The sequence below is a fragment of the Pseudonocardia sp. WMMC193 genome (assembly GCF_021728735.1).
In the GTDB taxonomy this organism is placed as follows: domain Bacteria; phylum Actinomycetota; class Actinomycetes; order Mycobacteriales; family Pseudonocardiaceae; genus Pseudonocardia; species Pseudonocardia oroxyli.
This window is the reverse complement of record NZ_JAKKDO010000001.1, coordinates 1-19,567: the sequence shown is the minus strand read 5'-3', so window position 1 is coordinate 19,567 and position 19,567 is coordinate 1. Positions and strand designations below refer to the sequence as shown.

14 protein-coding genes and 1 pseudogene are annotated in these 19,567 nt (G+C 67.1%); 10 read left to right on the top strand and 5 right to left on the bottom strand.

What is annotated here, in order from left to right; translation table 11 throughout:
- The first annotated feature begins 86 nt into the window (after positions 1 to 86).
- From L3X23_RS00070 to L3X23_RS00060, 3 genes are read left to right on the top strand one after another with little or no spacing between them, the layout of a single operon-like run.
- Positions 87 to 1,064: a C40 family peptidase gene (locus tag L3X23_RS00070; protein WP_237189979.1), complete on the top strand. Its 978-nt coding sequence runs from the start codon at positions 87 to 89 to the stop codon at positions 1,062 to 1,064.
- 22 nt (positions 1,065 to 1,086) lie between these two features.
- The gene (locus tag L3X23_RS00065; RefSeq protein WP_237189978.1) at positions 1,087 to 1,734 is read left to right on the top strand and encodes a hypothetical protein; all 648 of its coding nucleotides are present in this window, start codon (positions 1,087 to 1,089) and stop codon (positions 1,732 to 1,734) included.
- Positions 1,731 to 2,150 (top strand): hypothetical protein, encoded by a 420-nt coding sequence (locus tag L3X23_RS00060; protein WP_237189977.1) that lies wholly within the window; start codon positions 1,731 to 1,733, stop codon positions 2,148 to 2,150. The genes L3X23_RS00065 and L3X23_RS00060 overlap by 4 nt, the downstream gene beginning before the upstream one ends.
- A 59-nt stretch (positions 2,151 to 2,209) precedes the next feature.
- Here L3X23_RS00060 and L3X23_RS00055 read toward each other — a convergent pair whose 3' ends face one another.
- The gene (locus L3X23_RS00055) at positions 2,210 to 2,665 is read right to left on the bottom strand and encodes a hypothetical protein (RefSeq protein WP_237189976.1); all 456 of its coding nucleotides are present in this window, start codon (positions 2,663 to 2,665) and stop codon (positions 2,210 to 2,212) included.
- A 715-nt stretch (positions 2,666 to 3,380) separates the two neighbouring features.
- Between L3X23_RS00055 and L3X23_RS00050 the strand changes: the two genes are divergently transcribed.
- The 4 genes from L3X23_RS00050 to L3X23_RS35000 all read left to right on the top strand — a co-directional run bounded on the left by L3X23_RS00050 (position 3,381) and on the right by L3X23_RS35000 (position 8,531).
- Positions 3,381 to 3,956 carry a hypothetical protein gene (locus tag L3X23_RS00050; protein ID WP_237189975.1) on the top strand — a complete coding sequence of 192 codons (576 nt, stop codon included), beginning with the start codon at positions 3,381 to 3,383 and terminating at the stop codon, positions 3,954 to 3,956.
- A 296-nt stretch (positions 3,957 to 4,252) separates the two neighbouring features.
- Complete coding sequence (locus L3X23_RS00045) at positions 4,253 to 5,377, top strand: MinD/ParA family protein (RefSeq protein ID WP_237189974.1); 1,125 nt, start codon at positions 4,253 to 4,255, stop codon at positions 5,375 to 5,377.
- Positions 5,378 to 5,381: 4 nt separating this feature from the next.
- Positions 5,382 to 6,593 (top strand): glycoside hydrolase family 16 protein, encoded by a 1,212-nt coding sequence (locus tag L3X23_RS00040; RefSeq protein ID WP_237189973.1) that lies wholly within the window; start codon positions 5,382 to 5,384, stop codon positions 6,591 to 6,593.
- A 51-nt stretch (positions 6,594 to 6,644) separates the two neighbouring features.
- Entirely contained in the window at positions 6,645 to 8,531 is a 1,887-nt protein-coding gene (locus L3X23_RS35000) for a transglycosylase family protein (RefSeq protein ID WP_308116846.1), read from the top strand.
- 20 nt (positions 8,532 to 8,551) lie between these two features.
- On the opposite strand, the gene L3X23_RS00035 is transcribed toward L3X23_RS35000, so the two are convergent.
- Together L3X23_RS00035 and L3X23_RS00030 are read right to left on the bottom strand one after the other, a co-directional pair.
- Entirely contained in the window at positions 8,552 to 10,630 is a 2,079-nt protein-coding gene (locus L3X23_RS00035; protein ID WP_237189972.1) for a site-specific integrase, read from the bottom strand.
- Positions 10,627 to 11,730, bottom strand: a complete 1,104-nt coding sequence (locus L3X23_RS00030) for a tyrosine-type recombinase/integrase (protein ID WP_237189971.1) — start codon at positions 11,728 to 11,730, stop codon at positions 10,627 to 10,629. Before L3X23_RS00030 ends, L3X23_RS00035 begins: the two co-directional genes overlap by 4 nt.
- 123 nt (positions 11,731 to 11,853) lie before the next feature.
- Here L3X23_RS00030 and L3X23_RS34995 point away from each other — a divergent pair.
- Positions 11,854 to 12,027, top strand: a pseudogene (locus tag L3X23_RS34995) (transglycosylase family protein); the annotation flags it as partial.
- A gap of 592 nt (positions 12,028 to 12,619) precedes the next feature.
- Here the strand turns inward: L3X23_RS34995 and L3X23_RS00020 are convergent.
- Positions 12,620 to 17,515: a DEAD/DEAH box helicase gene (locus L3X23_RS00020; protein WP_237189970.1), complete on the bottom strand. Its 4,896-nt coding sequence runs from the start codon at positions 17,513 to 17,515 to the stop codon at positions 12,620 to 12,622.
- A 252-nt stretch (positions 17,516 to 17,767) separates the two neighbouring features.
- Between L3X23_RS00020 and L3X23_RS00015 the strand changes: the two genes are divergently transcribed.
- Complete coding sequence (locus L3X23_RS00015) at positions 17,768 to 18,208, top strand: MmpS family transport accessory protein (protein ID WP_237189969.1); 441 nt, start codon at positions 17,768 to 17,770, stop codon at positions 18,206 to 18,208.
- A 47-nt stretch (positions 18,209 to 18,255) separates the two neighbouring features.
- Positions 18,256 to 18,723 (top strand): helix-turn-helix domain-containing protein, encoded by a 468-nt coding sequence (locus tag L3X23_RS00010; RefSeq protein ID WP_237189968.1) that lies wholly within the window; start codon positions 18,256 to 18,258, stop codon positions 18,721 to 18,723.
- Positions 18,724 to 18,752: 29 nt separating this feature from the next.
- Here L3X23_RS00010 and L3X23_RS00005 read toward each other — a convergent pair.
- On the bottom strand, positions 18,753 to 19,567 hold an 815-nt coding region (locus tag L3X23_RS00005; RefSeq protein WP_237189967.1), incomplete at its 5' end, for an MFS transporter.

Here is a 19,567-nt window from a genome sequence, read left to right as displayed (position 1 = left end):
CATAACATCAATCTATACTCTGTCGTGTGCATAGAGCAGGGCTGGCTGTCGGGGGTGGCTGTGTTGCGTTCGGCGCGGCGCTCGTGATGCTGCTTGTGCTGGTCGGGAGCGCTGAGGAGGCCAATGCTGCGCCGGGGATGCCCGGCGTCATCTGTGCCCCGCCCGGCGGAGATCCGGCCACGGGTGTCGCTGGTTTCACCGCGGCGCAGCTCGCGAACGCCGCGGCGATCGTTGCTGCCGGGGCCGAGGTGGGAGCCCCACCGCGAGCTCAGGTGATCGCGGTGGCCACCTCGATGCAGGAGGCGAGCCTGTCGATCTACGCCAACTCCACTGTCCCGGAGTCGATGGTCGTTCGTCACGAGCGGGTCGGCAGTGATCACGACTCAGTGGGTCTGTTCCAGCAGCGTGCTTCCTGGGGGACGGTGCAGGAGCGCATGGATCCGAGGACCTCCGCTCGGCTCTTCTACGAGCGATTACTCGCCACCCCTGGGTGGGAGTCGATGCCGCTCACGGAGGCGGCGCAGTCTGTGCAGGTCAGCGCGCTCCCTGATGCGTACGCACGGTGGGAGGAGCCGGCGAACGCCGTCGTCGGTTCCGCCGCGGGAGTCGTCTGTACCGGAGCCCCCGGAAGCGGCGTGCTGGCGCCCAACCCTCAGGCTCAGATCGTGATCGACCGCGCGATGGGCCAGCAGGGACAGCCGTACGTCTGGGCCGGCGGCAATGCTGACGGCCCCACGATGGGTGGCTTCGACTGCTCCGGGTTGATGGTCTACGCCTTCGCGGGGATCGGTGTTGGCGTTCCGCATCAGACCCAGGCCATCTGGGCTGCGTTCCAGCCCGCCATCACTGATCCCGCGCAGATCCAGCCTGGCGACATGGTGCTGTTCAGCTCGAATGGCCGTCCCAACGGGATCCACCACGTCGGGCTCTACCTGGGGGATGGCCGGATGGTGCACGCCCCTGAGACCGGCGACGTCGTGAAGGTCGCTGATGACATCTGGAACGCCCCCTACTGGAAGCGCGAGTTCATCGGGGCTGTGCGCGCCGGGGTTCCGACTCCTTGACGTCACGACGAAAGGATCACCTGTGATCGGCAGTGCGGAGAACCGCGTAGTCGCTGTTCCCCTGATAGGCGACGGATTCATCGCAGCGCTCAGCGACCTCGTCGAAGTCCTCCTCGCACTCGAGGGGACAGACCCGGCAGATGGCCAGGTGCCGCTGTCCGCACTCCTCGTCGACGGCTCGGGGCTCAGGGCACTCAACCGCCTCGCCGGTGCGCTGGTTCCCACTCAGACGACTCGAGGGCCGCGACTCCTCGACCACCGCAGTAGAGCACTTCCGCCCGTCGTCTTCGTCGAGGTGCTGACATCCGACCTTCAGCTCCTCGGGCACCTCGTGCAGGCCCTCGGGCTGGCCCACCTCCGCGGGGCGCCACGGGTCGAGAGCCTGCTTGCGGAGATCGCCTCCGTGTCCTGGGCCCGGCCGTCGACTACTGCTGATCTCATCGCCGCCTTCGCCAGGTTGCACGGTCTGCTCGACCTCGCGTGGACCGACGACACCGCCGCGCTCTTCGAGGAGCTGCAGGCGGCGGGAGCCGGCTGCGCCATAGTCGAACTAAGGCCGGACACCGAGGAGTGCTACCGCCGCTTGTCGCGCAGGCTCTCCGGAATGTGGGGAGCTCGCTCACCTCACCAGCAGATCTGCGGGGGCGACGTAGGCGAGGAGTACCGATGACCCGGATGTGGAGGGATGAACCACCGACGTCGGCCGCCATCCGTGCACGTTGTCGGCGAAACCGGGCAGCAAGAGGGCGGCCGGATGCTCCGCTCGCTGACCAGACCGAACTGCGGTGGCGTCTGCGCTCTGATGCCGCGGTTCTTCATCAGGAGCACGCGCTCGGGCTCGACGAGACCGACGAGCGGGAGGACCTACTGCACTGGCTCGACGATGCCTTGGGGAAGCTCGCCGTCGCCCACGACCTGGTAGAGCTTCGCCTGATCGCCACCGAGTGGAGGTCTCGACGCAGAAAGGCCTTCAGCGACGGCTGGTGGGCGGACGTCACGGTCGTCGCGCCGATGCGCCGGCCCACGCCGACTTGGTGGTGGCGCCTCCGCCACGGCCAGGAGCCCACGCCAGCTTGTTCCCGCTGACGCTGCTTCCGGCCCGTGACCGCTGGGAGGGGCCAGTTCTACCGGCCTTCAACCAGCGATCAGCTGTCGCCGGGCTCCTTGCCCTCTGCCCGGAGCAGGCTGTCGATGATGCCGCTGAGCGCTTCCTGCTGGCCTCGGGACAGCCGGGCGGCACGTCGCATCATCGACTGAACGAGGTCGTCGCGGAGCAGGATCTGAGCGTTGAGTGCTTCCCCGTCGATCTCCGCCGGGTCGTCCTCGATGAAGAAGGTCGGGGGCACGCAGAAGAAGCGAGCGATGTCGCGGAGGAAGCGCTGGTTGGGCTCGAGGCGCTCTCCGTTGCGGATCTTGAGGATGTAGACCGAGGAGATCGAGCCACCGTGCTCGCTGATCCAGCGGGCGACCTCCGCCGCGCTGTACGGCTTGTCCCCCGCGGCGTGGACTGAGTCGAACAGGTAGTTGAGGCGCTCGGGAATGTTCCCCCGCCTGTCGGCCCGACGTCGCTGCGCGCTCGCCTCGCTCTCGCGCGTGGCCACCAGGTCACCTGCCGTCTCGGTTGTCGCCGTCATCGTTTGCCCTTCCCCGCAGAAGCACCCTACTCAGCGATCGGCGCTGAGCACGTCCCGCCCGCCCTCCTGTATAGCTTCTTTCATTATCTATCGGTACAGTCGTACTCGCTTGATCACGACTCAGCCGTCCACTACGCCCCGAAGGAGGATCGGATGCCGCGGGCCGGACTCCCGATCACTTCGCATCGCCGCGGTGGCCACGCGCCCCCTACCGGAGTCCGCCGCGATCCGGTCGCAACGTGCTTCACCAGCATTGGCCCCTCAGGCACAGGGGGTTCCCATGCGGCGACGCAGTGAGGGTAGAGGCTCCAACGGCACCACAGAGGGGAACCACGGTGCGCCGCCTCCGTGGTGGCAGGATTCCCACGACGCTCCGCAGTCCGCATCTACCGCTGCGCAGACGCCGACGGCCAGTCCCGATGTACGGACCCGGGCGACAGCGATCGAGACACTCGGACTCCACTCCAAGGGTACGGATACGGAACCAGAAAGTCTGTACAGAGAGTCCGATCAACAGCGGCTGCTGACCCACGATGTCAGCGGCTACGGAGTTCAGCAGCCCACGCTGCTTCCCCGGGGGCAGTGGGTCGACCTTGAAGCTTCGTCGGCCAGCGGGGATGACCTTTGGGTCCCAGACTCTGCGGCGGTTCAGGCCACGTCCAAGAGGTCGACCCAGCTCGTCATGCGAGATGCCACCCCGGCAGGACCGGTTCTGACCGCGAGTCGGCCGTCCGACAGCCCTCGAAACGGGCGCAGGCGCACCACCGTGGATCGGCCTCTTCGTGCGCTCCGCCCCATCGATCCGGATGAGGCCGCGCAGCTCGCCGAGTGCTTCGCCCTGGACTATCTCTCCTGGGACGAAACCCTGCCCAGCCGCAGATCAGAGGCACTGCGTCACTACCTGCCCGGCCACGTCGACTCGACCCTGGGCTGGTCGGGATCCGGTCGACAGCGTGCAGACTTCGCCGCCGCAGGCGAGACCGTGCGCGAGGGGCACTGGCTGTCGGTCGATGTACGTGTGCGGGTGACGCCCTACGAACGCCTGGACGAGGAAGCAAGCGCCGAGGTCCCGAGCGAGCTGCCTGCTGGCGCACGTTGTTCGTCTGCACCGGCCCCGGAGGCCCCGGGATGGCGATCGGGCCCCTCGGTCTGGATGCGCCTGGCCATCCCGATCCGCCGCCACGACTCAGGCGAGCTCGTCGTCGACCTCGCCCCGATCTCCGACACCGACTACGACGAAGCCGAGGTGGACCTTTGAGCGAGCCGCAGGACAAGCCGACACCCCGCCCGCTTCAGCGCGGGTGGGACGACCAGCCGAGCAGCGCACCCCCAGCGTCGAGCCCGCCTCGGCGTCCTTCCCCCGCCGCGACTGACGTTGCCTCGCCGCCCGCGAAGCGCACCGACAGCGCCACGTTCGACGACACGGATCTCTCGACATCGCTGGACTGGCCGAGCCTGGACCCCCGAGACATGCCCTGGATGAAGGAGATCGCCCCGCAGACCGCAGGACACGTCCCCAGCCCGGGCCCCCGTCGCGCCGAGGAGCCAGCAACGATGACCGAGCCGAAGCAGCAGGAGCAGGCTCCGCCTACCGCCGAGCCCTGGCGTCCGCCTGCGGGTCGGCCGCACGAGGAGCCCCTGCACGACCGCGACCGCGACCTCGACCGCGACCGCGACCAGGCCTCGCCGCCGCAGAGCCCGGCCCTACAGGCCGACCACAGCCACGTCGAGACGCCCGCAACGAGCCTCTCGTTCGACTCGATCGTGACCCGCCGTAGCGCTCGCCCCGCAACGGGCTGGCGAGCCGCGGTCTACGCGTTGACGGCCGGGCGATGGAACCCCGGCCCCTCCAGGGCCGAGGAGCAGTACCTCGAGCGGGTCAGTCAGATCCGGACGCTGCTTCCCGGGCGCCATGTAGTGACCGTGACCTCGATGAAGGGCGGGATCGGCAAGACGACCACGGCTGCACTGCTCGGTCTCGCGCTCGCCGAGTACCGCGGTGACCACGTGATCGCCCTCGATGCCAACCCTGATGCAGGCACCCTCGCCGAGCGGCTGCTCGGGGTCCAGCCGATCCGCAATGTCCGAGACCTGTTGGCCAACGCTGACCGGATCGAGTACTCGACTGATCTGGCTCGTGTGACCGAGCGAGCGGGCAGGCTGCAGGTGCTGGCGTCGGAGCAGGATCCGCTGCTGAGCGAGGCGTTCACCGCCGCGGAGTACCACCGGGTGATCGGCGTGCTGCGCCGCTTCTGCGAGGTCATCATCACCGACACCGGGACCGGGCTAGTCCACTCGGCCATGCAGGGTGCCCTCGCAGAGACCCACAGCATCATCGTCACGGGTGCGCCCACTGCGGACGGCGCCAGCCTGGCCAGCCGGACCTTGGACTGGCTGGAGCGCAACGGGCATCGGGATCTGGTCGAGCGCGCGATCGTGGTCCTCTCGTGCGACCGCGTGTCTCGGGACATCAACCTCGGCGCTCTGCGACAGCACTTCAAGAGTCGCTGCCGCGACGTCGTCGAGATCCCACCCGACCCGCACCTGGCGAAGGGCCAGCAGATCCACCTCGACGAGCTCCGCCCGCGTACGCGAGACGCCGCCCTTCATCTCGCCGGCCTGGTCGCGAGTCAGTTCAAGGACATCAACGACCTGACTCACGGCCGAGAGCTCGGCTGACGGAATGGGCGTGGGTCTGATGGCGGTCGCGTCTGCGCTGGCCGTGGGGAGCACTCTGCTTCCCGCGGCCGCCCCGATCGACGACGCCTCATGCAGCTGGAGGTTGACCGCGAGGGTCCTCTACCAAGAGGTCCGTCTCGAGGCGACGGCTCGCGCGGTCGAGCTACGCAACATCCTTGAGGACGCCGGTGTGGGTGCCGCGGACTTCCTTCCCTCTTCCTGCACCGATGGCACAGCTGCCGGAGCCGGCGGCGGTGGATCCGGCGACGGGAGCTCGGGTCGGCAGGGAACAGGGTCTTCGGGCTCGTCGGTGGGTTCAGGCGGTGGCTCGCCCCGGCCGGGTTCTGGTGGGGCCGGGGCGGGCGGGGGGACAGGCGCGACCGGCGCCGGTGCGAACGGAAACTGCCCGACCACAGCTGCCGACGCCCTGGGTTGGGGAACACCGAACCGGGAGGACGACTTCGAGGGCGGCGTCGACGGCTGGGGCATCTACGACGGCGCCGGACACGCTGGCAACGGGACCCGCTCGCCCGCCGCGATCACCACCGCTGACGGGATCTTGACCATCACCGGGACCCCGGACGGTCAGAGCGGCGGCATGGCCTGGAACCCCGGCCAGATGTACGGACGTTGGGAGGGCTGCGCGCAGTCCCCACCCGGCGACCCCGACCTGCACTCGCTGTTCCTGCTCTGGCCGGATGCGGAGAACTGGCCCGAGGGCGGCGAGACCGACTTCATGGAGATCTCAGACCCGACCCGCCAGACCGTCGAAGGCTTCTTCCACTACGGCGCGGACAACCAGCAAGAGCACGCGTCGGTCGACATCGACGCCACCCAGTGGCACGCCTTTGCCGTGGAGTGGACCCCGCAGGGCGCGACTTACTTCGTCGATGGCGAGGAGTGGTGGAGCACCACCGACACCTCGATCCTCCCGCCCGGACCTCAGCACCTGACCATCCAGCTCGACAACTTCGGCAACCCGCAACAGGAGACCCAGATGCATGTCGACTGGGTCCGCCAGTACTCCCTCGACGACACAGGCGGCACAGGCATCGACGTCGGCGTCGGCGTCGGCGTCGGGGGTGCTGGTAGCAGCCAGAACGGATCCAGGGCAGGGCAGGACACCGGTGGTGGCCGCTCCGGCGGCAACGCTGACGACGGTCAGGACGGTGGCGAAGGCGACCAGTCCGGTGATCGCTCCGGCTCGGACGGCTGACAGCCGCGCCCCTCGCCTTCCCTCGGACTCACGTCGTCAGGAGATGACTCCATGTCAACCCCCCGGAGAGCAGGCACGGTCCTGCTCATCGCCGCTGCGCTGACAGCCGGGCCCGCAGCTGGCGCTGCCTGGGCCGAACCCACGCTCACCGACGGTGCGACCTGCACCCAGTCCACGAAGAGCGGGTCCGGCGTTCAGACCGCCGACCCGACAGGCCCTGACGGGTCACTCGATCCTCAGGTGCTCGCGCAGGCGCAAGAGCTCGTTGCGCAGACGCGGGCGCTGCTGACCACCCTGATCTCTTCGGACGACCCTCGGGCTGCTGCGCTCGCCGAGCAACTCCGCGGCATGGGAGTCACGCCTGCCGTCGCATCGGGTTGGCGTCAGCAGGCCCACGACGTCGCCGACTCGCTGCTGGCGCAGCAGTCTCCAGTCGCGCAAGAAGCAGCGGTCGTCCTCGCGAGCGCTGGGTTCTCTCCAACCCCCGCTGACCTTCGCGGCCCGTCGGACGCACAAGCCGTAGTCGAGCGAGACTCCCCGTCCCACGCTGCAGTTTCGAACGCCTCGCTGCCCGCCATGGCGGCTACGGCGCCCGTCTCGGGCACTCAGGCAGGGGCCACACCCATGAGCGCGATGAGCGCCGTCCTCGCGGGCGCAACTGAAGCCGCGGCGTCTCAGAGTGGAGATGGGCCCGTCCAGGTATGCGGCCAGGGACCAGTACAGGGCGCTCGGGGGTCGCTAGAGGATGACGAGGCCTCGCAGTCTGAGGACCGCGATGGTTCGTCGAACGGCGGCACGTCAGCAGACCTCCCGGACGACAGAGCCCCAACTGGCGGGCCATCGTCCGAGACAACCGAGGCCGGTTCCTCTGTCGGGACGTCGCCCTCCGCCTCCTCGGCATCGGGTGAAGCGACGGACGGGACTGCGAGTCAGGAGGAAGGCGATGACTCCGCGTCCGGGGGCAGGAGTACCTCGGCCTCGGACGAAGCGTGGAGCAAGGATCTGCAAGCGTTGACCGACGAGCTGAGCGCTCGGGTGGACGACCCCGACGCGCAGGCACTCGCTCAGCGGCTGCGCGGGAGCGGGCTCGATGAGAGCGCCGAGCCGAGCAGCGCCGACTCTGACCCGGCGTCGACTACGAGCGGAGCGGGCGCGGCCAGCTCGGGAACGTCGTCCGCTCCGAGGTCGCTCTCGCCAGGCCGTTCCACAGGCCCTGCTAGCTCGGCGGTCCCCGGAGGGGCGAGTGGCGATCTCGACGTCGAGATCGGCCAGCTGGCCAATGAGCTCGCGGCCGCACCCGACGATCCGGTCGCACAGCAGCTATCCCAAGCCCTCGGTTCAGCCGGGTTCGCCGGTTCCGAGCCCGGAGGCGCAGCAGACCGTGACGGGGGCTCCGGGAGCAGCGGCTCGACAGGATCCGCCACCAGTTCGAGCCCCGGCGGGGGTGTCTCCAAGCCGCAGAACGACCCCTCGAGCGACAGCAGTTCGTCTTTGAGAACTGGCGAAGGTGGCGGGGGCGGATCTGGCGAGGCTAAGAGCGCCGCGGCGAGCCCTTCATCCGCGTCCACCGGCGGCAGGGAGGCCGAGCCCACGTCCTCTGAGACGGATCCCGAGAGCTCTCCATCCGCCGACGCCTCCCCCCAGGACAGCAGCGAGCGGGAGAGCGACGGCGTCCCTCAGGCGACGCCCAGTGGCAATGACGAGACGGCCCCGGACCAGGCTCCGACTGCGACAACCGACGGAGCGGTCTGGGAACAATTGGCGAAGTGCGAGAGTAATGGGAACTGGGCCATCAATAGCGGAAACGGATACAGCGGCGTTATCCGAACAGCTGAGGTCGGCAGTGATGCAGATCACTGCGGCCCAGGGGAGCCGGCGGCTCTCCCGAGCAGCTGGTGGGCCAGCTTGAGCGCCCTTGCAAGCTGGTGGTCGAGATGACCCGCTCCCCCGGGCCGATGTCACTCAGCCTGAGCAGGGCGGGTGCCCTCGAGTTCATCGAGCAGCGTTTGGACGCGACTTGCTGTTCGTCGGTGCCGTTCGGCCTCACGATCCCATCCACGTGCTTCTGCGTCGCAGACGAGCTGCTGTTCGGTGTCGAGCCGGATGCGGAGTCTCGGGGTGTAGTCGGGGGTGGTGACGAACTTCGAGCAGGTCAGGTAGAGGTCGCACTCGCATGGCCCTTCCTGGGGCAGGCGCAGGCAGCGGCCGAGCTCGAGCTCGGTCTTGAAGAAGTTCGTCGACAGCCAGTTGACGGCCTCTGTGGTGAGGTCGCCGTTGCGGATGGCCTCGGCCTGCGGCCCGGCCAGGATTGCGCCGGGGGCGAGGACGGCCTGGTAGTCGGCGAGGACGACGGGGTCGGACAGGCTGGTGTAGGTCATCGACATACCCGCGGAGCGGTGCCCGAGGACCTTCATGATGGTCTGGATCTTCGCGCCGCGTTCGCCGAGCTGGGTGCCCATGGTGTGCCGGAAGCGGTGCGGGTGGACCAACGCCTTGCCGTCGTCGTCGACCAGGCCCAGCGCGCGGCAGACCTCGGTCAGGCCGGCTTTGAACAGGTAGTCCGGGCTGGCCAGGCGCCCGTTGCGCAAGAACAGGTAGCGAACCGTCCGGCCGAGTCGCTGGTCGAACAGCGGCTGGTCGGTCTGGGCGCGGCGACGGGTGATGAGGTCGCGGACGGCCTCGGCGGCCTCGGGGTGGATCGGGACGACCCGTTCCTTGGCGGATTTGCCCGCGGCGAGGCGCAGGCGGTGGGTGCTGTCGGGGTAGGTGTCGAGGCAGTCCAGGTCGAGCTTGCGGATCTCCCCGCTGCGGGCGCCGCTCCAGCGGGCGACCAGCAGGGCGGTGCGCTGCAGTGGGTCAGCCAGGGCGCGGATGCCGTCCATGAGCGGGTCGAGTTGCTCGGCCGGGATGAACCGTGGGACGCGCTCGATCCCGCGAGGAACGTCGGAGCTGGTCAGCGGGGGTCTGGTGGGCATGTGCGGCCACTCGTTGATCGCGGCGTGGCGGAAGAACCGGGCGACGTGGCCGATGACGTGATCGCGGTAGACCGCCGAGAGCGGCTGGTCGGGGTGCTTCCACTTGCGCTGGTGGGGCAGCCAGGCCAGGAACTCCAGCAGGGCGGGCCGGTCGAGCCCGGCCAGGGTGGTCTGCTCGGGCCGGGTCTCAGCGTGCCAGGCCGCCAGGCGCAGCAGGCCCGAGCGGGCCTGGGTGACGGTGCCGGGCGCGCGTCGGACGGCGAGCTCGCGCAGGTAGCGCTGCATCGCCTCCTCGACCGCCGAGACGGTGCTGATCGCGGCCAGCGGGCGGGGTTGCTTGCGCAGTGGCAGGGCTTCGATGAACCCGGCGTGGAACAGCGCGACCCCGGTCTGGGTGACGCTGCTGTGCCAGGCCATCGGGAACCCGGACCGCATCTGGACCTTCAGGTCGAGCTGCTCGATCTCGGGCAGCGAGGCAACGGTGCGGATGGTCGTGCGCAGCTCGTCGATCTCGGCGAGAGACAACGTCGTGAGATCGGGGTCGGCGCGGTGCAGGATCAGCCGAGGCAGCGCCCAGGGCAGGCTCTTGTTGACGCTGGGAACCGAGACACCTCGTCCGAGCTCCTGCTCGCGCAGGGCGGCCATCTGCGCGCGCAGCGGCAGACCCAGCCCGTCGGCGATCGCGAGGATCCGCAGGTTCGCGGCCCCGAACAACCACGGCCAGTCCAGACGCAGCCGCCCGGTCAACGACAGATAGAACAGGTAGGGCCGCGCTCGGAAGCTCGCCGCCGCGCCTGCCGGGTCGACCAGCGTGCCCGCCGGGGCGGGGCGCGCGTGGATCGTGGGACCGACGCGTTCCGCCAGCGGGCGACGGGCCCATCGCGTCATCGACGGGTAGTGCTCGACGAACTCGGCCCTGGCCTGCAGCAGCATCGGTGTCCAGTTCTTCGACCCGCGCAGCCCGACGCGCAGGAACCGCTCGTACTCCTCGACCGAGGCGTGCGAGGGACCCGAGTAGCCGTCAGTGGTGCGCGGTGACCGCGAACGTCCTGGCGCGCTCATCGCGCCGTCTCCGGCTGCGGGCCCTGCTCCAAGGCGGTCCGGTAGTCGTCTCGGACCTGGTGGTCGGTGAGCCGGACGTAGACCTTGGTCGAGTCCGGGTGGGCGTGACCGAGGCGGCGCATCAAGGTCAGCTCCCGCATCCCGAGCTCGGTCATCCGGGTGGCGTGGGTGTGGCGCAGGCTGTGTGGGGTCAGCCAGGGCTCGCGCACTCCGGCGCGGGTCGCAGCCCGCTGGAACAGCCGGACCAGGCCGTCGTAGCTCAGTGCGTGGTCTCTGCGGGCGCCTCGGCCGCCGATCAGGAACAGCAGCGGTGTCTGGGCGTCCGGGGGGCGTTCGAGCAGCACGTAGCGGTTCAAGGCCGGGAGTGCCCGGTCCTCGAGCAGGTCCACCACCCGATCTCGGCGGGACTTCTGCCGTGCGCCCTGCGGGTGATCGTCGCGGTGGCGGACGGTGACCCGTTTCCGACCGTAGGAGATGTCCTCCAGATGCAAGCCCAGCACCTCACCCGGTCGCAGGCCGCCCTCGTGCATGAGCTCAAGCAGCGCCCGGTCGCGCAGCTTGTCCAGCTGCCCCAGCAGCGCCAGATAGGTCTCGTCCGGGATCGGGCGCGGCAGCGTGTCGACGGTGCGGACCCGCAAGATCCGGCGGACCGGGCGCTGATCGGCGCTGGTCAACAGCGGTGGCCGATGCCGGCCCAGCACGCGGGACGAGGCCTGGTCGGCCTCGCGCAGGATCGGGTTCTCCACCTGCGTGTAGCCGCCGCAGCTGATCAGGAACTCGTAGAACGACGACACCGCAGCCAGCACCCGGTTGCAGGTGCGCGCCGACAACCGACGCCCGTCCCCGCTGACCAAACCGAGCTGGCTGCGCTGCGCCCGCCCGGCCGAGGACTGAACCCGCAGCCAGCCCAGGAACTCCGTGGCCAGCATCGGGGAGAACCCACTGACCGGCTCGCCACGCTCGTCGAGGAACTGCAGCAGCTTCATCAGGTCGTAGGCGTAGGCCCGGACTGTGTTCGGCGAGTACTCCCGCACCGCCAACGACGACAGGAACGCCGACACCTCTGCCACCGGCACCTCGCAGTCGTCGACCACAGCCACCGTCGGCTCTCCTGGCCGCTCCGGTTCGCATTTCACCACTCGCATGACCGCGAACTAGATCATGAACCGTCGTCGTCTGACCTGCAGCTTCCTCGTCGTGGCGTAGGAGATGTCCAGATAAGTGGTGGCCTGCAATTTGATTCTTCGACGTGGAAAGCGTACGGAGGCGACGCCTACGCTCCTTCCGCCGCAGAAGCCTCGCGTGAGCAGCAGATCGCCATCGCCGAGAAGCTACGCGACGATCGCGGCGGCTACAGCGCTTGGCCCGCCTGCAGCAGGAAGCTCGGCCTGAGCTGATCCGCGGCCTTCGGTTGGGGCCGCTCAGGCGTACTCACGATCGGCGGCCCAGGCTCGGCAGACCTCCGCTCACGGGCCACACGCTGTTGCCCATACGACGCGCTGCTGGTAGCTGTGCCTGCGCCGGTTCGGGCTGCCGCAGCCGGGCGGCCGCCTTCGCCTCAGCCCGCTCGGCTCTAGCTCTGAGCCGAGCTGGCTCTTCTCCAGGGATCAGCTCGTGCTGAGCTGGCGTCGCGACCCGAGCGGCGCCGATGAGAGCCTCGACATCGATCTGCGCTTGCATGACTCGGCGTTCGATCCACACCCACTGAGACCTGTACCGCTCTGACTCGTCGAGGGACTCGAGACCTGCGAGAAGTGCCTGGACGTCGTGCCTCAGCTTCGCGATCTGGCGACGGCCGAGACGAGCCCTTGCCGGGTCGAGGGTAGTGATGCTGCCCTCGAGCTGGTCCAGCGTGGCCCACGCAGCCGCATGGTTGAAGGTCGGCCGTGCCGCACCCTGCCTTGCTCGCCGCTGAGGAGCGGCACGCTTCCGCCCACCCACACTGATCAATTCGCGGAGGTGAGTCATGACGTTACGTCGACGACCGACCTAGCCGTTCTGGTCGTCGAGCCCGTCCACGATCTTCATCGTTTCCACCGCTACGGTGGTGACCCGCTGGATGAGCGACACGATGGAGCGAGGGTCGTTGTGCTCGTCGCACCAATCGTTGGGATCGTTGACGATGCCCGAAGCCTTGTCGGGCTTACGCCGCTGATAGCGATCGATGATCCAGCCGAGGGCGCTTCGTGGGCCCAGATGATAACGCTCTGCCTCCGCTGGGATACCTGCAATAGTAACTACGGAGTTGTAGGTTATCGCCGAGAAGTCATCCTTCTTCTTCCACTTGAGCTTCGTCAGTCGCCACGTTTCTCTATCATTCGGATCGACGCCGGGCTTCAATTGGATGTCAAGAGGATAGGGATCGACTGACTCGTAGTTCACATGGAGATCGGCAAGTGCTCGACCCGCACGAGAGAGGGTATCGAACCGCTCGACGGACGAGGGAACAGGGATTCGTGGCAGGATTTTTCGTAGGTCTGCCCCATAGGTCAGGCGATAGCTGGGAGCGTGCAGCAGGCCGTAAATGTAGTAGAAGATGTCGTCCTTGTTGACCAGGCCGATCTCGCGCGTATACAAGCCTTGGATCTCATCAGTAATGTTGTCGACGCGGACATAGCCGTATTCGTCAACAGTCTGCGCGTCGAGGTCGAGGTCGAGCGCACCCTCATCGTGTTCTACCTTCTTGAAGGTCCAGCGGGGGAAGAACTGCGCAGTGTCCAGCATGTGCAGGTTCGGCAACAAGTCGGTCATGAATGGCGTGAAGGCGTAGTGGGATGCGGGCCCCGTCAGCACGATGCCGATATTCGCATGATGCCGGGTCGGGAACATTGAAGGCAACTGGTAGAGCATAGCATTCAAGTCACGATGGAAATACGTGACCTGTGGAGTGAACGGGCGATAGGATCCCAGAATGACTGCGTCAGGATCAAACTCATAACGTACTCCCCGAGCCAGATCCTGTCTAGCGTTCCGGTTCCAGTTGATTTTAGTGGAATCGGTGTGGACGAACTCGTCGACTGACCCCTTCCGGTCCGTAACGCCGTGCTCCTCACACCAGGTCGAGAAGTCCTCGGCTTGGCTGTTGTAGAAGTCGATGGTGCGCTGCACGTTGGATGTGAGCTCGGTCCGGGAGAAGTTGTAGCACCAAGCGTCTCTACCGGTAGCCAGTCCGAGGGAGTAGTTCGAGAACACGCGCAGGCCGCCAGTCTTGCTACCGAGCGCAGGCCAACGACCGAACTCGTCGTTTCGCTGGTTCGCCCAGTCTCCATTCGCGTTGGGAACGATGAGCTCGGGCTCCATCGACATGACGCTTAAGGCGGCCTTGAGTTCCTCAACCTTCTCTGCTGACGTAGTGAAATCACCGACTTGCTTGTAGTGAATGCGCGCTGGGCCTGGCCGGTCGGGGTCGCGGACGAGCACGACGATCGCGACAGTTGCGATCGATCCTCCTCGGTTTCTGGCGAAGGCCTCCCAGATCGGCCGTCCCTCGGCGCCGCCGGCGCGGCGATTTCCTCTCAGGTTGTAGACGTAGATGTCACTGAATTCGTCGGCGAGACTAAGCCGCATACCGTCGGCGGTGTTGGACTCCAGCCACCCCCCGTTGGTGACATAGGCAATGATGCCGCGTTCTTTTATTCGGAGACTGGCCCACTTGATGGCTCGAATATAGGAGTCGTAGAGTGTGCGCTGGCTACGTGCAGTGGATCGTTCGGCATAGGTCTCGCGAATTGCTGCATCGAGGCCAGGATACTTCTGATTCTGATTGTTGTCATTTGCCGACTCTTGACCGACCGACCACGGCGGGTTACCGACGATGACCTGAATATCCAGGGCCTTGAGGCGATCGAGGCGCTCGTTGTTCTCAGGGAAGACGTTCAGGTCCGTGCGGTCGTCTTCCTCCCAGGACTGGAATGTATCTGTGAGGACCAGGCCAGGGAACGGCTCATATGACCGCTTCTCGCCAGCAGCTCCGGCAACAGCCTCACTGAAAGTAGTTTCAATGTTGACGGCAGCAATATAGTAGGCCAGCAACATGATTTCGTTTGCGTGCAGCTCATGGCTGTACTTGCGAATCAGGTCTGCTGGCTGGATGAAGCCGGATTGCATGAGGCGCGTGAGAAACGTCCCGGTTCCCGTGAACCCGTCGAGGATGTGGACCCCTTCGTCTGTCAGCCCGTATCCAAAATGATGACGAAGAACATCTTCGGCTGAGCGGAGGATGAAGTCGACGATCTCGACGGGGGTGTAAACGATTCCCAGCGCAGCGGCCTGTCGGGCGAAACCGATGGTGAAGAACCTGTCGTACAGATCTGCGATGACCTGTTGTTTTCCTTCCAGGCTCGTGACCTCAGCTGCGCGGATCCGAACCGAGTTGTAGAAGCCTTCCAGGTGGGCGGTCTCCGCGCCGAGGCCTGCGTCCCCGAGCCGGGCGAGCATGGACTCCATGACCTGCGAGACGGGGTTGTGGGCCGCGAACTCGTGGCTGGCGAACAACGCGTCAAAGACTGGCTTGGTGATGAGGTGCTGGGCCAGCATGCTGATTGCGTCGGCCGGGGTGATGGAGTCGTTGAGGTTATCCCTCAGGCCCTGGAGGAACTGTTCGAAGCCGGTCGCGACGTTGTGATCGGCGCCGTCGAGCAAAGCGCTGATGCGGGTGATCAGGGCGGAGGCGATGTCGGCGACGTCTCGGGCCCAGTCTTCCCAATAGGTGCGGCTGCCGACTTTGTCGACGATCCGAGCGAAGATCGCCTCTTGCCATTCCGAGAGCGAGAACAGCGCCATCTGTGTAGCGAGTTGGGCCCCAGCGTCTACGGGATCTGTTGCCTGCGTGGCGTTGGTGGAATCCTGGCTTGCGAGGGTCTCGGTGGCATCGCTGGTGGCCCCGATGTGGCCTCCGAGGATGACGTCGCTTCCTTGCCCCTTCTCAGCGCCTGGCTGGGTGGCGTTCAGCGCGATGGAGTTGACCATGGCGTTGAAGCGGTCGTCATGGGCACGCAGCGCGTTGAGTACCTGCCAGACCACCTTGAACCGCCGATTGTCCGAGAGCGCCTGGGATGGAGAGACGCCCGCAGGGACTGCGACAGGAAGGATGATGTAGCCGTAGTCCTTGTCCTTGGACTTGCGCATGACCCGGCCGACGGACTGGACCACATCGACGACGCTGGAGCGCGGGTGCAGGAAGAGCACAGCGTCCAGGGCTGGGACATCGACGCCTTCTGACAGGCATCGTGCGTTGGTCAGGATCCGGCACTCGCCCTCGGGGACAGGCGCCTTGAGCCAGCGCAGCTTCTCGTTGCGTTTCAGGGCGTTGAAGGTGCCGTCGACGTGGTCGACCTCGCAGGAGAGGTCGACGTTGGTCGTGTTGACCTCGCTGCCGTCATTCTCGGACTCGGCGAGCAAGTCACGGTAGGCGTCGACGACACGGGGGAACAGCTCAGCGACCTTCTTCGAGGAAGCGATGTCCTGGGCGAAGGCAACCGCTCGACGCATCGGGAGAGCCCCGGTCGGGAAGCCGCTGCCGTCGGGGGCGCGCCCGGCCCGTTTCGCGAGCCCGTTCCAGCAACCGACGATCTTTGTAGCGTCGTCGAGACGCAGCTCCCCGCCGCTGCCGGCGAACTGAGCCTGCAGGGGCGCCGCGACCAGCTCCTCGTCGACGGTGAGGACGAGGACCTTGTAGTCGGTGAGCAGGCCTCGCTCGACCGCCTCGCCGAAGGACAGCCGGTGGAACTCCGGGCCGTAGACGGCCTCATCGTCCATTGAGGCAAGCTCCGCGGAGACCTCGTCTGCCTTGGCCTTCACGTTCTCGTCGAAGATCCGCGGAGTGGCGGTCATGTAGAGCCGGCGGGTGGCACGCAGGAAGTCGGCGTCGTGGACGCGGACGAAGTTGGACTCGTCCGCCCCGGCCACAGTGACCCCGGTCGTGCGGTGGGCCTCGTCGCAGATGACCAGGTCGAACGGGTCCACGCCCTGCTTCTGCGCGCCGGACACGACGGGCAGGGACTGGTAGGTCGTGAACACCACGGTGAGACCCTTGGCCCGCTTGCGGTGCGCCATCTCCTGGGTGAGTCGCTCCGGGCTGGTGGTGACCGGGATGGCGACGTCGTGGGTGTCGATGTCCTCGGCGGCGCGGGAGACCTTGGTGTCGGAGCAGACAGCGAAGGCGCGCAGGTCGAGCTGGGTTTGAGCAGTCCACTCGCGCAGGGTCTGCGAGAGCAGTGAGATGGATGGGACCGCGAACAGGATCCGCGCGGAGCCGCCGTTCTCGGCGGCGGCGCGTTCGGCGATCTTCAGCGCGGTGAAGGTCTTCCCGGTGCCGCACGCCATGATCAGCTTGCCGCGGTCGTGGCCGGCTGCGAAGCCGGCGAAGACCCTGTCGATGGCCTGCTTCTGGTGCTCGCGGGGCTCGTGCCGTCGGGCCTCGGACAGCTCGATCGTCAGGCCTTCCGCGGGCCAGGCGATGTCCCAGTCGACGGGGGAGTCGGCGATCTCGGCGAGTCCGATGCGCTGTACCGGCAGGGTCTGGTCCTCGAGGGCGTCCTCGGCGTTCTTCCCCCACTTGTCGGTGGTGGAGATGATGATGCGGTTGGTGAACGGCTTCTTCCCGGACGCGGTGAAGAACGAGTCGATGTCGCTCTTGGCCAGCGTTGTGGTCGGCTCGTAGAACTTGCACTGCACTGCCGTGTACTCGCCCGTGTCTCGGGCCCGGGCGACGAGGTCGATCCCGGTGTCTGCCTTGCCGTCGCGCCCAGGCCAGTCGATCCAGCGCGACACCTCGTCGTACTGCTGGGAGAGCAGCGGGTCGAGCTGGAAGTAGCGCACCATGAGCTGCTCGAACTTGGTGCCGCGCTCGGAGTTCGTCGGCTCCTGCCGCAGCGCCTCGATCACCTCGTGGATCGACCCCATACTCGTGCTCGCCCCCTTCTACCAGGCTCGCCCCGACGCGGGCCTGCCCCAGCGGGAGCCTACGGCGGGGACTGAGCGGGGATGATCTGGCTGCTGCATACAGAGATTGTTGCGTCGGGCGTCAGGGCTACAACGGCGCGCGGCGGCGAGCTCCCAGGCGAACTGGAGCCTCCCAAATGCCGGATCGGGTGGATTACCAGATCAGATGTCCCAAGCCGTCTGATAATCACCACCGTGAACCAGCGCCTCGTGAATGTGGCCGGGTGGACTGTCGGGGCGATCTGCGTGCTCGTGGTGTTGATTTGGCTGGTCATCCCGGCACTCACAGCACCGAAGATGACCTCCGGTGGCACGCCCATCGCCGAGACGTCAGCCAACTCGGTCACCTATGAAGTGACCGGGCCGAGCACCGCAGTCGAGGTCAGCACCCGCGAGCGCAGCGACGACCTGGGGGTGTTCGACTATCCCGATGTCTCGCTGCCATGGCGAAAGACGGTCATGCTGCCTGCCCCCACCGAGGACGGCACCTCTCTCGTCCAGGTGAACGCGACACGGCACTGGCTCGAGGACGAGATCAGATGTCGGGTCATCGCCGACGGCGAGGTCATCTCTGAGGACACAGCTGGCGGCTCCAACTACAGCGTCATGTGCCGCGTCGCGGTGAAACAGAGATGACGCCGGCATCCATCCAGGAGCAGAGGACTCGCAGGGTCGTTCCGGGGGTGGCGAAGCCGATCAGGAGGGCGCAGAAGATGTTGGACGGCAACGCTCCGCATCAGCGGACGTTGAGCGCGAAGATCAGCCATCTGTTCGAGATGGTCCGTGCGGAGGACGGGCGCAAGCTCACCGTCAAGCAGGCTGTCGCGCTGATCCGCGAGGCCGGCGCCGAGGTGTCTGAGAGCCACCTCTCGGAGCTGCGCCGCGGGGTCAAGGACAACCCGACGATCCGCGTTCTGGAAGCCCTGGCGGGCGTCTTCCAGGTCCCGGTCGCGTACCTCCTCCGGGACGAGCCCGACGTTGTCGCTCTGGTCGACTCAAGGCTGGAGCTGCGGGAAGCCATGCGGCAGGCCAAGGTCTCGCACATCTCCCACGCCCCGGACGCGGGCATGAGCCCGGACCAGCAGATCGAGCTCAACAGGTTCTTGACACGGCTCATCCGCGAGGAGGTGGTGAAGCAAGCACGCGAATGATCGGCGCCCGCGATAGTCCCTGACCTGCCTCATCGGGAGTCGTCCTCGGTCGCCTCGCGACGAAGTGCGCGGCCCCCGCGGCTCATCGCGACCACGAGCAGCCCGAGGACGGTTCCTGCCCCGACGACGGACACGGCGACCGTGGGCGAGAGCTCCTCGGCGACCAGGCCGCCGACGAGAACCCCGACGCCCTGTGCAGCGACCAGTCCTGATGCCGCGAGCCCGGTCGCGCGGCCGCGAACCGCGGCAGGAGCAGCGCGTACGAAGCTCGCCTGGGCCTGCACCAGACTCGCGGCGAAGAACCCTCCGGTCACCACCCACAGCGGGATCGCAACCCAGATGTTCGGGGCGAGGGCGGTGAAGATCAGAGGGATTCCTGCGACGACAGCACAGGGGACGATGGCACGCTCCCGGCGCTCAGGAGAGATCCAGCGGGTGGAGGCGAAGGCTCCGAGAACGCTGCCTGCAGGGATTGAGGCCATGAGCAGCCCGAGCGCGAGCGGCCCGGCGTCGTACATGCTGGCGATGGGGACTGCGAGCCCTTCGGGAGCGATGTAGCAAGCGCCCAGCCAGATGACAATGACTAGCGTCCGAAGTGCACGATCACCGAACACGACGTGCAGGCCTTCACGGATCTTCGTGGTCCAGCCCTCCCCCGCATCCTCCTGCTCGCTCACAGGCGCGGGCCGGGGCCTGACCAGTGCCCAGAGGAGTCCCGCGGACACCGCGAAGGTCAGGGCGTTGACCAACAGCGCGACGCGCGCATCGATGAGGGCAAGGAGCGCTCCGCCCCCGACGAAGCCGACGATCTGGGCGGTCTGATTGGTGATCTGCCGGACGGCGA